9 protein-coding genes and 3 pseudogenes are annotated in these 14423 nt (G+C 35.0%); 10 read left to right on the forward strand and 2 right to left on the reverse strand.

What is annotated here, in order from left to right; translation table 11 throughout:
- Positions 1-67 precede the first annotated feature (67 nt).
- A complete protein-coding gene (locus VKJ25_RS01300) occupies positions 68-1150 on the reverse strand; it encodes an NAD(P)/FAD-dependent oxidoreductase (protein ID WP_324234821.1) in 1083 nt (360 codons plus the stop codon).
- A gap of 424 nt (positions 1151-1574) precedes the next feature.
- On the opposite strand from VKJ25_RS01300, the gene VKJ25_RS01305 reads away from it, so the two are divergent.
- From VKJ25_RS01305 to VKJ25_RS01340, 9 genes and pseudogenes are all read left to right on the forward strand, one after another.
- Positions 1575-2396, forward strand: a complete 822-nt coding sequence (locus VKJ25_RS01305) for a YaaW family protein (RefSeq protein WP_324234828.1) — start codon at positions 1575-1577, stop codon at positions 2394-2396.
- Between the two features lie 605 nt (positions 2397-3001).
- Entirely contained in the window at positions 3002-4612 is a 1611-nt protein-coding gene (locus tag VKJ25_RS01310) for a bifunctional pantoate--beta-alanine ligase/(d)CMP kinase (RefSeq protein ID WP_324234822.1), read from the forward strand.
- Positions 4613-5142: 530 nt separating this feature from the next.
- Positions 5143-6066, forward strand: coding sequence for a polysaccharide deacetylase family protein (locus VKJ25_RS01315; RefSeq protein WP_324234823.1), 924 nt, complete (start codon positions 5143-5145; stop codon positions 6064-6066).
- Between the two features lie 182 nt (positions 6067-6248).
- Positions 6249-6416, forward strand: coding sequence for a transposase family protein (locus VKJ25_RS24405; protein ID WP_375340289.1), 168 nt, complete (start codon positions 6249-6251; stop codon positions 6414-6416).
- Positions 6394-6573, forward strand: coding sequence for a hypothetical protein (locus VKJ25_RS01320; RefSeq protein ID WP_324234824.1), 180 nt, complete (start codon positions 6394-6396; stop codon positions 6571-6573). The genes VKJ25_RS24405 and VKJ25_RS01320 overlap by 23 nt, the downstream gene beginning before the upstream one ends.
- A gap of 36 nt (positions 6574-6609) precedes the next feature.
- Positions 6610-6900 (forward strand): annotated as a pseudogene (locus tag VKJ25_RS01325) (transposase family protein); the annotation flags it as partial.
- A gap of 389 nt (positions 6901-7289) precedes the next feature.
- Entirely contained in the window at positions 7290-8102 is an 813-nt protein-coding gene (locus tag VKJ25_RS01330; RefSeq protein WP_324234825.1) for a class I SAM-dependent methyltransferase, read from the forward strand.
- Positions 8103-9533: 1431 nt separating this feature from the next.
- Positions 9534-10781 carry an ABC transporter permease gene (locus tag VKJ25_RS01335; protein ID WP_324234826.1) on the forward strand — a complete coding sequence of 416 codons (1248 nt, stop codon included), beginning with the start codon at positions 9534-9536 and terminating at the stop codon, positions 10779-10781.
- Positions 10782-10928: 147 nt separating this feature from the next.
- Positions 10929-11402, forward strand: coding sequence for a hypothetical protein (locus VKJ25_RS01340; RefSeq protein ID WP_324234827.1), 474 nt, complete (start codon positions 10929-10931; stop codon positions 11400-11402).
- A 565-nt stretch (positions 11403-11967) separates the two neighbouring features.
- On the opposite strand, the pseudogene VKJ25_RS01345 reads toward VKJ25_RS01340, so the two are convergent.
- Positions 11968-12985 (reverse strand): annotated as a pseudogene (locus tag VKJ25_RS01345) (IS701 family transposase).
- A gap of 1094 nt (positions 12986-14079) precedes the next feature.
- Here VKJ25_RS01345 and eno point away from each other — a divergent pair.
- Positions 14080-14295, forward strand: a pseudogene (eno, locus tag VKJ25_RS01350) (phosphopyruvate hydratase); the annotation flags it as partial.
- Positions 14296-14423: the final 128 nt, after the last annotated feature.

A 14423-nucleotide genomic window follows, 5' to 3' on the forward strand; every position in this document is an offset into this window, starting at 1 on the left:
GTAAATACCTGAAATTTAGATACACAACAAAGTGATTTTTCAAATTACTCTCTAAATCCTTCAGCCTTCATTTTTTCCCTTCTGCCTTCCTTCTCAACCAATGTGCTGCACTTAACCCAGAAGTAAAAGCACTTTCAATATTATCTCCACCACACCAGTCACCAACACCTACTAATGGCAATGGTATTTCTGTAGTCAGACAAGAAACAGCTAAAGCTTGACGACAAAAAGCATAACGCCATCGGTGAACTTGTAACCATTCTGGGTCTCTTAACCACGGCAACAACTTTTGTGCTGTATGCTCCAATATTTTTTTCCCTATTGGTGGTAAGTCTGGGGATTCGAGGTGAGTAGTAGCAAATTTGGCGCTACTTTGAATCACAAATACAGGTTGACTCGCGTCCTGTCTTTTACTGCTATCAAGACCTACCCAGTCCAGATACTCATCATTAGAGAAAGCGATCGCTCGCCATTCTGGTAAATTTTCTTGTAGTGCCTGAGAATATCCTGCCATTACTGTGATACAAGGATCATATTCTACCAAACGTAGATGCTCAAGAAATTCTGGCTGTATTTCCGCAATAGGTTTTTCTAAAATTGCTAAAGCTTGAGGTGCAGGAATTGCTAAAACTACAGCTTTTGCCATTACTTCTGTTGGTTTTTCAGTAGCAGCATCATTAGTAATTTCCAAAGTCAAATACCAATTTTTCTCTGCTAGTTGTTGTATCGTTTGTACTCGCCGACTGAACCAAATATCTAAACCTTCAGCCAGAAATTTGCCGACAGAATTCATTCCCTGGGGTGCGATATAACAATTTTTGGTCGTCGGAAGTAGTAATTCCTGGGGGTGAATTAGTTCATAAGTTTTATCTGTCCAAAGTTGGATAATTGGTTTGGTATCGATGTTATTTTTTTTTATTTTTTGATTATCAATTAATTGTTGCCAAAATTTACCTCTAGGTTCAAGGTAACGTACTCCATGATCGGCGCGACTTCCTGAAACTCGGCGAGTTGCCATGCGACCCCCCACTCCTCTAGATTTTTCTAGCACTACTACCGAATAACCCATCTGCTGTAATTCTTGGGCGCAGACTAAACCAGCGATACCTGCACCAATGACAGCAATATCAAATTTTTGCGGTTTGTTCATAATTTTTATTATTAAAATCAATCTTTCATGTTAAAATAACTAGCTGGTTAACTTCAATGTGGTAGTGGACTTACACACTCAAACAAAAAATTGGGTTTATTGCCATAACTATTGTTTTTCAAATCTAGAAATTTGCTTAATAAACCAGGTTTATACTTACTTATAACAGTCGAAGCAAAGCTTAAGAGATTTCTACATCCTGTTTGCGGAGCATTTCCCTATACAAAAAATCCTTTGAGATTCTACTGTTCCTTCTCTTTGGGAGGCTTTCCTTACGGAAAGCTTCGCAAACGCTAACGACCGCTGTTTTCTGTTCCCTGTTCCTTGTTCCCTAGCGCTATAAGTTCTAATTACTTTGGTAGTTAGTCTACTTAAATTGAATTGTATAATAATAGTGCTTTGTGGTCGTGGAGGAAAGATTAATTTGGATGAACTAACAGCAGCACTGGAATTAGCAACAGAAGAGGAGTTACAACAGTTAACAGAGCTTTTGTTTGGACGTGGAATAAATCCTTTGGATTATTTCCAGACTCCTCTACCAATAGATGTACAAAGTCGTGATCGCGATGCTTGGTTAGATGCACTAGACCAGAGATTTCGTTATTTGGTCGCAGATGGTATGACGGTATTACGGGGAAATACTCGAAAAGTAACTTATCGACAAGCTTTAATTAAGGTATGTGGTTATCTAAAAATTCCCTATTCTCAAAAAATTTCTACTACTGATTTAGAAGCAGAGGTATTTCTCCATGTTTTAGGCCGAACCTGGAAAAATTTGCCTAGCTCGGAACAGGATATTCTAACCAAAAATATAAAAAACTCTCTTGCAGAGTTTTACTTACCTCAACCTCTACCAATATCAATACAAAATAATCCATTAAATTTACTATTTAAAGGTAGCACTGCTTTTGCAGTGAGTTCGGTATTGAAGCCAATATTACTAAAAGAGTTAGCTCATCAATTTGCAATTCATTTTGCTAAATATCAAGTGGCAAAGGCAGCATTAGTCAGAGGTGGAGCAACAGCAGCAACTCAGTTTCAAAGTCACATTGCGATACAAATGGCTAATCGGGGGATGGCTATTAGTGCAGCTCGTTATGGGGCAGTACGAACAGCTTTAGGATTTTTAGGTCCGATGTTGTGGACTTGGTTTTTAGCAGATTTAGGTTGGAGAGCGATCGCTACGAATTATGGTCGTGTGATTCCTGCTATTTTTGTTGTAGCCCAAATCAGGTTGTTGAATTAGTTTTAGGAAGGAGTCAGGAGTCAGAAGTCAGAATATACAGGGGATTTCACCTTGGTGAGGTAGACTTACGCAGGCTTTCCGGCCTGCACCAATATTTTATTTGCCATAATTTATCTTGTACCTCATTTACCCGAAATAGGCTCTAAAAAGATTTTGATTTATCTTACTTAATTGTTCTTAAATATCTCATAGATCATTCCTAATTACTATGTTTTTTGAACTACTTTCTCTATAACTTCCTGCTTCTCCTTACTCTTAACTACTCCCTACTCCCTTGCCTGATCAAAAAGACTTTTTCAGCAAACCCTAATTAGTAATTTAGGGTTTGGGTATGGAAATATAAAAGCATTCATAGATAAAGCTTTGAGAAATTTTAGATAGGGAAAAAGTACCAGCTTTTAGGTCAAAAGGGTTAAAAAGTTAGTATAAAAGGCTGACACAAGAGTAGAAAAATTAAGAGACAATTATTCCAACTAATTCCTCTGTAACTCCTATTCCTCATAAATTCCCCTCCTGGGAGGGGTTAGGGGTGGGTTGACTCCCTACTCCCTACTCCCTACCTTCACCATCAGACTTTTTCACACTCATTATATTTATCAAAAAAAATGCGTTTATTTACCACTATTGCTGGTTTACGTTGCTACTTAAATTTACTTCAAAATGAATCACAAAAATCTGCCTATACTATTGGTTTAGTTCCAACAATGGGAGCTTTACATGAAGGACATTTAAGTTTAATTAAACGAGCAAAAGAAGAAAATAAAATTACGGTTGTTAGTATTTTTGTTAATCCTTTACAGTTTGCTCCTACAGAAGATTTTCAACAATATCCCCGACAGTTAGAAGCAGATAAAAAACTTTGTGAAAAAGAGGGAGTAGATGTAATTTTTGCTCCTACTCCGGAAACAATGGGTATGGAAAATGAGCTATCAACTAACGCTCAAAATAATACAACTACAATTGTTCCTCCAGCTCAAATGACATCAATTATGTGTGGGATTTCTAGACCTAACTTTTTTCAAGGAATAGCAACAGTTGTTACTAAATTATTAAATTTAGTTCAGCCAAACAATGCTTATTTTGGTCAAAAAGATGCTCAACAATTAGCAATTATTAAACAATTAGTCAAAGACCTAAGCTTGCCAATTAATATTGTTTCTTGCCCAATCATTCGCGAACCTTCAGGATTAGCTATTAGTTCTCGAAATCAATATTTAACTGCTGAACAAAAACAGCAAGCTTCCATACTTTATAATTCTCTTGATTATGGTAGAAAAATATTTTTAGAGAATCGAGACACCCCAAATATTGTCAAAAAAATTAAAGATGCTGTAACAGAAAAATTAGCACTTCAACCAACAGTAAAACTAGAATATTTAGAAATAGTTCATCCTGAAACTTTACAACCTTTAGAAAATATTCAAAATATAGCCTTATTAGCGATCGCTGCTCATCTTGGAGCTTGCCGTTTAATAGATAATATACTCTTGAGAAACCGTCAACCCATAATTGCCATAGATGGACCTGCTGGTGCTGGTAAATCCACAGTTACTAAATTACTAGGAAAAAATCTAGGACTTTTGTACTTAGATACGGGGGCAATGTATCGTGCTGTGACATGGATGGTATTGCAAACTGGTATATCAATTACCGACCAAGCTCAAGTAGCAGAATTAGTCAGTCAATGTCAAATTAGCTTTGATGGACCAGAGAATAATCAAGTCATAATCAATGGCCATGACGTTACAGAAGCAATTCGGGGTCGGGAAGTAACAAATCATGTTTCAACTATTGCAGCCCAGCCTACAGTAAGGTATTTTATGGTAAAACAACAACAACTATTTGGAACAAAAGGAGGGATAGTAGCAGAAGGACGAGATATTGGTACTCATGTATTTCCCAATGCTGAAGTCAAGATTTTTTTGACAGCTTCAGCAAGAGAGCGAGCGCAACGGCGACTACTAGAATTACAACAGAAAGGTCAAACAAATATCACTTTAGAAGAAATAGAAAAAGATATTATTAATCGAGACCAAAAAGATAGTAACCGAGAAGTTTCTCCCTTGCGAAAAGCTGCAGATGCTATAGAAATTAATACTGATGGTTTAAGCATAACTGAAGTCACTGAAAAAATTGTTGATATTTATCAAAAAATTTGTTCAGAAAAAGACTTTCCAGACGCAAACCCTAATCAGGGCTGGCGTCTGGAAATATAAAAGTCTTTACAAATAAAGATTATAGCCTTTTTCGAGCCTTGAAAAAGTTCCAGTTTCTCAGCTAAAAATACCAAAAAGTACGGTTCCCGAGAAATAGGATTTTAGGGAAGTCAAGGGTAGAAAAACCACGGAAAAATTATTCCTCCTGCTGTCTCTGTCTTCCCACCCTTCTCACACTTTGCTTTCCATACGCAAACCCTAATTAGGGCTGGCGTCTGCAAATATAAAAGCCTTGACAGATAAAGCTAAAAGCATTTTTAGGTAGGGAAAAAGTATCTGGTTTACGGTTCCCGAAAAATCAGTTCAACCATGCACAGTACGATTCCCGATAAGTCAGTGAACAATCAAAAAGTTACCATTTTCGGCACATCGTTGGGCTAAAAAAAGTACTTTAGATCTCCCCTACTCCTTAAAAAATACTTTTTCAGCAAACCCTAATTATGAAAGTAAAATTCTCTCAAAACAGACAAAAATTTCAATTTAAAAAATTACTCAATAATTCCATAAAATTACAATATCTGAAGAAAAAAATGACAAATTTAGGTTTGGATATATTACCTAGAAAAGGAAAACCTTTAGCAACAATAATTGCAGCTAGTGGTAGTTTTTTTATAGGCATTTTACTTGCCATAAATATATTAGCTAACCAACAACCAACTGTAACTACAAAAAATAAAATAGATAACCAAGAGAACCAATTAAAAACAATTAAAATTAGTTCAATTGTTGCTCAAAATATTCAGACAACTAGACAGAAACTTAGGGAATTAGAATTAAAAACTTTTAACTTTAGTGTACCAAAAAGGTTTGAAGGAGAAACAGTTAGAAATATTACTCTGAAAAACCAACAAAAAGTTATAGCTTTAACATTCGATGACGGTCCTTGGGATAAAACCACCGAACAGATATTAGATATTCTCAAAAAAAATGAAATTCAAGCCACTTTTTTTGTAATTGGTAAACATTTAAAAGAACGTCAAGAAATAGGCAAAAAAATTGTAGAAGCAGGACACATTATTGCTAATCACACATGGAACCATCCTTCTCAAAGCAATAAAATGAGTCCAGACCGCATTAAAAGTGAAATTGGACGTACTGCAAAACTTATATATGAAGTTACAGGTAGGACTACTCATCTATTTCGACCTCCTGCAGGAGTTCTAGAGAATGGTTTAGTTGATTATGCTCAAGAGCGCAAACACTCTGTCGTCTTATGGTCTGCTGATTCTAAAGACTGGTATGAAAGGTCAGTTGAACAAGTTACCAAAAATGTTTTAGAAAAAGCTAGCAACGGTGGAATTGTATTGCTACATGATGGTGGTGGTCCAAGAGACCATGTTGTAGAAGCTTTACCCGATATTATTGCCGGTTTGAAACAACAAGATTATGAGTTTGTCACAATACCAGAGCTTTTAACTATGAAGGATAAAGAATTAAGTAAGCAGGAGCATTGACTTAATCACAGAATAATAATAGAGTTGTTGGGAAATCAAGGTAAAATTAAGTTAAGAAGAAATTGGTGCTTAGAAATGCTAAATATAAAACGGGCCTGAAAACAGGATAGGTTACTCAGAGCATTAACATTCCTTAAATCGTAAAGCATTTCAATCCTTACTCTTAACCTTTTCTCAAGTATATGAGCAAACATTTGAGAAACAAACCTCGTCAACGCTCTGTTGGAGGAGGCCGTAAGGCTCCTTTACCCACTGTTGAAGACAAATTATTTTATATCCTCTTCTACTTGAAATGTTATCCCACCTTTGATTTGGCTAGTATTCTGTTTGACATGGACCGTCACACATAATTGGTCTCATCGCTTACAGCCTATATTAGAAGCAGGGAGAAAAAAAGCACTACCAGAACGCCAAATCAACAGTGTCCAAGCATTTATAGAACGTTTTCCTGGAGTAGAACGAGTAGTAATGGATGGCACTTCAGTGGCCGATGCAACGACCCACTGACTCAGAAAAACCAAAACTGAATTATTCAGGAAAAAAAAGCGTCATACCCGTAAACACCTAGCAGCAGTAGACCAAAACAAACAAGTGCTGGTATTGAGCCAAGCAAGAGAAGGAAAATTACATGACAAGAAACTACATGACCAAGAAAAGTTGATAGGAAATATACTAGGGGAGATACCAATTGAAGTAGATAGTGGGTTTCAAGGTATTCAACACCAGTATAAAAATATCCACATACCCCATAAGAAACCAAAAGGGGGAGAATTAACTGAACAGCAACGCCTTGAAAATCGGACATTAAGTCAATCTAGAGTGATATATATGTGAAAACGCCTTTGCGGGTATCAAGCGCTATGGGGCTGTTAATCAGATTTCCCGTAATCATAAGTATGATTTTGATGAAAAATTAATGTTAACAGCAACTGGACTATGGAACCTGTACCTGATGGCAGCATAAATAATAAAATCACGGTCTCAAAATTGATTAGTTTGATTTTCATTGTTCGCTAACCTAAGTTATTTCCCAACAACTCTAATGTAAAGTCCTAGGTTTTTGACCTTTTGCGACAGAAAAATTGATACTTTTTCCAGATATAAAAAGCCTAAGACTTTTTTCTGTCAATACTTCTAGATTTATTCAGCCAGCCCTACTTAAAGCACAAAACACGAATCTTTAATTTTAGTTCCGTCCGCTTAGTTGAGATTCCAGAAATACCATGTCTAAAATCATCAATGAATTAACTGGTGTACCTCGCACCTTACTTTTGCCACTAAGGGGACGAGCTGAAACACAAAATCATCCCCATCCCCTCTTTCAAGATCCACTAGCTGTTGAATGGTTAAAACTTGTAGGTTGGAATCAAGAACTAGACCTACTTTATGGTAAAGCTGCTAAAGTTTCTAGTATTGTGGTTGCTATCCGAACTTATCACCATGACCAAATAGCATCTTCTCATATTGCTAATCATTCTTATCCTGTTGTTGTAGAATTAGGATCTGGATTATCTAGTCGTTTTCATCGGATAGGACAAAATGCTTATCGTTGGTTCGAGCTAGATTTGCCTGTGGTAACTGAATTACGTTCTAAGTTAGATACACAGACAGAACAACATCAGTTTATTGGTGCATCAGTTATGGATTTTGATTGGATGGATGCTTTACCAAAGGTAGCACCAGAAAATATTTTATTTATTGCAGAAGGTTTGTTAATGTACTTAGAGGTAAATGAAGTTCAGCAACTGATATATGTAATGCAGTCTCGTTTTCCTGGTGCTACTTTAGATTTAGAAATTGTCGGAATTTCTACCAAAATATCTAATAAAATATTTACTCAAATTGGAGCGCCTCTAAAATGGTTTGTCAAGAATCAAGAAGATTTAACAGCTATGGGATTAAAAGTAATTAATTCTTGGTCTATGTATCAACTATATGTAGAATATTGGCCTTGGTACTGGAAATTGCTTTTAAGATTCTTAACTCAATTTCCCTATTTTCGTAATACTTATCAGATTGTAGAAGCGAAACTTTAAATCATCAATAATTAATAATTAATAATTAACAATTAATAATTAATAATTAGGGCTTCCTGACTAGACAGTGCAAAGTTCTGGAAATAACTATTGCTAGCTAAGGCTTTTAGGTATTTAAAAGTTACAAACTTTCTATTGAGAATAGTAGGTTGTGTAAGCATCTGTCAGTAATAGTTTAACCTTGAAAGCAAATATTTTTTTTAGGAAAACTTTGCACTCTCTAGTTCCTGAATAAAGTCTTTTTATTAGAGTAGGAAGTAGTTAGGGTTTGCTGATTTATCGGGAACCGTAAAAGTCTTTTACTGAAAGTAGGCAATGGGCAATGTTTGTAAGTATTAATTTTTCTACATTTTTCCTGGTTTTGTCAATAAAAATCTAGAGTTTTCAAGATTAACCTAGTAATTTTTTGGCACTTTTTATGTATGACCTAAAACAGCTTTTAAGCTTTATCTATCAATACTGTGATTTTCATCAGCAAGCCCTAGTTAAGAGTTAAGATTTACAGGAATTGGAGAAAAGGTGGTCATTCATAATTGCTGCTTAGTTTTTCTATCATAATTACCCCATTTAGACTCACTTTTTCTGCTCCATAAACCGAAAAGCTGATACTTTTTCAATACCTAAAATTCTTCAAACCTTTAATTCTGATTTGCGGAAAAAGTATTTTTAAGAATCTGGGGAAATGGGAATATGGAGAGATGAAGAGATGAAATGGGGAGTAATTTTTTTTCACCCAACTCTTGCCCAGAATGCTAATTTTTTGAACTAGAGCTATCTAAAAAGTTGCACTTTTTTAGCATAAAATAAAGAGGAAAAACTTTATCTATGAACATTTTCAAGTTGAATTAGGATTTGCGGAAAAAGTCTTTTTGTCAGGAAGGAGTCAGAATCCAGCAATCCAGCAATCCAGGAGGAATGAGAATTATAGAAAAGTTAGTGAGAATATTATCCCTTGATTTTTTTGTAATTATTCTGCTCGAAATCCTAACTTTTTGCTTGCTTAAGGTTAAGGTCAAAAAGTTGTATTTTTCCATACTAAAAAATGTCAAAAGCTTTGTCAGTAAAAGGTTTTATATTTCCATACGCCAGCCCTAATTAGGGTTTGCGGAAAAAGTCTTTTTGTCAGGAAGGAGACAGAAGTCAGCAATCCTAAAATCCAGGAGAAGTAGGGAATTTACACCAAGACAGGAAGAAGAATTATCCCTTAGTTTTTCTGCCAAAGTCAACCAAAATCCTAGCTTTTTTGCCAATTAATTAAAGAGCAAAAAGCTTGTACTTTTTCCCAACCTAAAAAACCTAAAATATTTATATATTAATCCTTTAATATTTAATCAGCAAGCCCTAATTAGCAAGCCCTAATTGATATTTAACTCTGATTCCTAATTCCTGAATCCTTCACTAAAAAAAACACATATTCTCAAAGATATTTTAATGGCTTCCATAGCTCGTAAAAATTTATTAGAAGATATTCCTCGATTTCTCGTAGCTCAAGCTGGAATATTATTTGCAGTTAGCTTAGTAACTATTCAAACAGGAATATTACAAGGGTTTGCCAGTTCCACAACCCTATTAATAGATAAATCCAATGCAGATATTTGGATTGCTTCTGATAAAATGGTTAACTTTGAATTGACAGATCCCCTGATTTATGCTCAATTGAATCAGGCCAAAAATATCCAAGGTATCCAAAAAGCAGAACCATTAATTTTAGGAGGGGTCAGATGGCGACCTCAAAATGGAGAAATGAGTCCATTAATGGTTATTGGATTTAACCCAGATGGACAACTATTTAATTCTGGAAATATTCTTCAGGGCAATATCAAAGACCTAAAAAAACCTTTTGCCGTGATGGCTGACCAAAGCAGATTATCAAGTATGCTCTCTAAAGGAATAGGAACAACAGCGATCGCTGGTTCTTTACCAGCAAAATTAGTGGCAGTAACCAAAGATACTCAGTCAATTGTATCAAGTACCTTATTATTTACATCTTTGGAAAATGCCAATGCTTATATTAATGCAGATATTAAGGCTGAACTTAACTGCAAGGTCGCAGGAGCAGGCAATCTACGATGTACAAAAGTCGTAGAGAAAAAAGACCCTACTGAAAAGTTGAAAGAAAAACCTAAACCCAAAAAATTAGAAGCAGCAGACCCAATCGCTTATATATTAGTCAAAGCTAAACCTAGTCAAGATTTACAAATATTAAAACAAAGAATAGAAGAGGTAATGACTGATACTGCTGCTTATACTAAAGAAGAATTATCAGAAAAAACTAGATTTTTCTGGTTAGCACGAACCAATATTGGTTTAGTTTTGGGGATGGGAGCAGTGGTAGGTATAATTGTGGGTATAGTTGTGGTAGCTCAAATTTTGTATTCTTCTGTATCTGACCATATTAAAGAGTTTGGTACTCTTAAAGCAATGGGTGCTTCGGATAGAGAATTATATGCAGTAATTGTGGAGCAAGCAATTTGGATGGCAGTTTTGGGTTATATTCCAGGAATGTTAGTTTGTTTAGGATTGAGTGGTTGGGTGGCTAGTAAGGGAATTATTATTTTAATTACACCTTGGTCGGCACTAGGGGTATTAGGTATAACTGTTGGGATGTGTGTGGGTTCAGCTTTCTTTGCTATTCAAAAAGTAACTCGCATCGATCCAGCAATTGTATTTAAAGCTTGATATATTTGGAGAGAGTTTATATCATGTCTGATTGAATTTTTATGCCACAAAAATCTTATTTCATTTACACTTAACTTTTTAGGCAACTTTCTCAAAGTTAAGTTTTTATTGAATAATAACTATTGTACAACAGTTGAGGAAAAAATCATGGGTACGAAAGAAGCATCTCTTTTATTAGGTTTCTCCCGTAAACGTCTGCTAGACTTATTGGGTGAAGGAAGAGTGGAAGGAGCTTATAAAAATGGTAGATTCTGGGAAATACCAGTTTCTGAGAATGGAATGCCTGTCATAATTGAGGGGAAACGCGGTCCGAAAGGTACTTGGCGGAAGAAAAAACCCACCAAACCTAAAATGATTCATGTTAATCAAAGCAAAATTAAAGGTAATATCGGTAAGCCTCCAGAAAAGCTAGAACCTGTTCTTTCGGTTAAAGATGGCGATCGCAACGATTATGGTTATGAATTACATATTAAAGGTCCTTGCTACATCGTATATCGACCTTACAAACCCGCGCCTTGTGGGGCTCGCTTGTGGATTAATACTTGGGAGCCAGTGGAATTTATAGATACTAAGTTGAATCCACCTACTGCAAAGCAGCCTAACAAGCAAGTTTGTATATAGCTGATATCCATTAAAAAGTAAATTATCACAAAAGAATATTTATTTGCTGGAAAAGCTTGACTGACGATAACTTCAGCTATTTTTTGCTGTTTAGTTATAGAAAATTGTCATCATCTTAACGAGACTTACCAAAACAGCAGTAATATCATGTCTGGTTAAATGGTTAAACTTTGGAGGAAGAAAGCCAGAAGGTAGCTATGTTGAGGGTAAAAGAGAAAGAAAGATTTAAAGGGAAAAATTTTTTTATAGCAAATTCCAGTATATGAAGTACAGATTTAATAAACATCTCCAGAAAAGAGGGAACAGGGAACACAACCACGCTTAACTGGGAAGAAGAATTGATAATTTATGGATAATAATTGATTTGAATTTTTATTTTTGGAGATGTCTAATACTTAGGGCTTGCTGATTAAATCTTGCTCGCATTGACATTCTCAGGACTTACGCAAAGACGCTATATATAGGGCATGGTCAATAGAGTGATTGCTGATGCAAAGCTCCGCTAACGCTTGAAATGTTATAGCGATCACCCAACGAAAGTTAATTTTAAACAATCCATAAAAACTTAAATAACTCTCATTTGTATTGTCGGATATTTGAGTTCAGATACTAGATATTCAGATAATAATTGGTGTTTCAGTTGATAAATAGTTTTTCCCATATGAGTTGCTATTTTTTTCAAATGATTCCACACTAACATAGTACAAGCAATGTGATTTTTTGAATTTTACCCGACGACCCTATCCAAAATTCAAGCCCTGTTAGTTGTCTAATTTCTGTGTGAAACTCTTCAATTTTCCATCTGGTTTGTATTTCTAACTCAACCTCATCTGTGCTTTGGTATCTAGGGTCATTAGTGACAATATACTCTGCTGAAGTTTGTGGAAACAGTAGCCCAGAATAATCTAACTTTTTTATCTCTAGGAAAACCTTTTATTTTAATAATTTTTCCTGAGAGTAATTCCATCTCATTCCATGTTATTTCTTCCAGTTTTTGAGATTTTTTTAGACCTCCACTGTCATCTACATGCGCGATTTCTTTTTAACGGGCAATAGTAAATTTTACCCAAATTTTCTATTAAAGCCATTAGTCTTTGAGTTGGATAACAGCTATCCATTCATACTGTTTTTACTGGTATTTTCTTATTTTTAACTGCATCAATCATCATTTATTCTACATTATCTATTTTACTTTTTTCATTATTTTCTGGATTATAAATGCGATCATCTATTATCCGAGCAGCTTTCTATTTGAGGATTAAAATATAAACAATTAACTATTCCTATTCCACGTACTACTTTATGTTCATTACCACTATACTGGCGCCGGACAAGTTCAATACGCACGGGAATATTTTTTATTGATAAATGTATCATCAATGGAGCAAATAACCATCTTCAGTAGTGACAATTTCTTCACTGACATTTAGCCACAAAATTTATCTCCCTAAATCAATACTTTTCAAGTAACGATTGATTTGATCGTGACTAATTTTTTCTAGATGCTGGGCAAGGTTTGTTAGAGTGTAATTTGTTTGACTACTTATGAGATAATGACAAGATTTTATATAATTAAAGTACATCTGAAAATCCTTGATGATTAACTAAATTAGTATACCAAATAATTTCAAGTAATTTGAGGTCAATTTTTCAGCCTTTTGTATTTTTTGAAGAGAGCGTTAGCGGAGCTTTGCGCCAGCAATCGCTCTCTTTACCATACCCTATATATAGTGTCTTTGCGTAAGTCCTGATTCTAAAGTTTGAGCCTTTTTAGGTCGGGAAAAAGTACCTGGTTTTTAGCTTTTCATGCTCCTCAAGTTAGGGTTTTGGATAAACAAGAACGGAAAAATTAAGGTAAAACTATTACTTCTACTTTTTCTCTTTTCTCACACGAACCAAACGAACCACCTCTCCCACACTCTGCTTTTTTCAGCAAATCCTGCTTAAACTTTGGAGGAAAAAAGGCAGAAGAGAAAGAAAGGTTTCAAGGGAAAAAGTTTTTTATAGCAAATTCCAGTATATGAAGTACAGATTTAATAGTTAAATTTTGGAGGAAGAAAGCTACTATATATAGAGTCAAGAAACTATTGTGCAATAGTTTTAAACACTATATATAGGGATTCCTGAAAAAAGCATGAAAGCATTGACAGATAAAGTTCTTAACAACTTTAGATCGGGAAAAAGTACCAGCTTTTTGGTATTTTTCACTGCAAAAGTGGAACTTTTTCGAGCCTTGAAAAAGGCTAAAATCTTTATATTTAAAGATTTTTAGATTTATTCAGCCAGCCCTAAATATTTTTTCATCCCCGAACCAGGGGAGACACATACCCTCGTTTTTTAGTAAGTCCTGATGATATAAAAAATAGGCTCAAATCATAGACAAATATGGGAATTAGTATTAATCATAAAAATAATATAAAACTTTTAATATTTAGCTGTTCTTAGTGATAAGAAAACTTCAGAAAATAACAAAAAAATTATTAAACATTTTTGATCTATAGCTAAAAATTAAAATTAAGCCTTATTCTGTCAGTAGAACAGCTAAAAATTGCTAATTCTTATCAAAAAATACAAATTTTTATTATCCTAGAGGATAATAAAAATTTTGTGTATTACTTAATCAGAATTAGTTTTTAGCCAATCCAATTAAACTTGACAAAATAAAAGAAGAAAAAGTATGGAGACAGCTATTTCATCAATCCGCGCCAGAGAAATTCTTGATTCTCGTGGTCGTCCAACTGTAGAAGCAGAAGTACACCTAGCTAATGGGATTATGGGATTAGCCCAAGTGCCCAGTGGTGCATCAACAGGTAGTTTTGAAGCTCACGAACTTAGAGACGGAGATAAAAGACGGTACAATGGCAAAGGGGTACTCACAGCGGTCAAAAATGTAGGTGCGACTTGTTCCTATTAAGAGCCTCTAGAAACTAGAGGGGTATGAATAGGGTCCAACGAGGTCGCGGAGAAAGAGCCTATAGAGCTATTTGTTATATGAGGCCACCAAAGAAGAACCTGTTGGAT

This window comes from Okeania sp. (genome assembly GCF_035285525.1).
Taxonomy (GTDB): Bacteria; Cyanobacteriota; Cyanobacteriia; order Cyanobacteriales; family Microcoleaceae; genus Trichodesmium.